This is a genomic window from Flintibacter sp. P01028, assembly GCF_041925235.1.
Classification (GTDB): domain Bacteria; phylum Bacillota; class Clostridia; order Oscillospirales; family Oscillospiraceae; genus Lawsonibacter; species Lawsonibacter aceti.
This window is the reverse complement of the sequence record NZ_JBHEVC010000031.1, coordinates 1-525: the sequence shown is the minus strand read 5'-3', so window position 1 is coordinate 525 and position 525 is coordinate 1. Positions and strand designations below refer to the sequence as shown.

At 41.3% G+C, this 525-nt stretch carries 1 protein-coding gene; it reads right to left on the bottom strand.

The window, feature by feature from the left end; genetic code table 11:
* Positions 1–34: 34 nt before the first annotated feature.
* A partial coding sequence (locus ACEVJK_RS14450; RefSeq protein WP_374740904.1) for a transposase occupies positions 35–525 on the bottom strand: 491 nt, incomplete at its 5' end.

Genomic DNA, 525 nt, shown 5'->3' with positions numbered 1-525 from the left:
CTATAAATGAGCAAATTTGAAAAATTGCACAAAACTACACTGCGAATTTCATAAATGAATCAAAATCATTGCTTTCCTTTGCGCATTGAAAAAGATAACGATACTTTTCCAGCTGAATGGTATCACAGATTTCGTGATATCCAGTTTCAAACGAACAGAACCTACCAGTACCCACTGCACACATGAAATGTGCCAGTGACATAAGTAGCCAGTACCTTTTGATTCCCTGTGCAGAGCGTATCTGATAGCTGTCCAGTGCCAGTTTATCCTTACACTGGCGGAAAAATACTTCAATCGGCCATCGACACACATACCAGGAAAGAATCTCCTGTGTAGACAGGGCTGCGTTTGTACTGATGAAAGCACGCAATGCTTTGGGATTACCAAATGCTTTTTCCGGATAACTCAAAAGAACTACCGCATTTTCTATGCCGTTGAGGTTTCCCTCGTACCGGTACACATAATAGTTTCGTTTTTTGACTGTCACAAGGTCAAAAAACGATGTGTAACAGACAATTCGGCGGC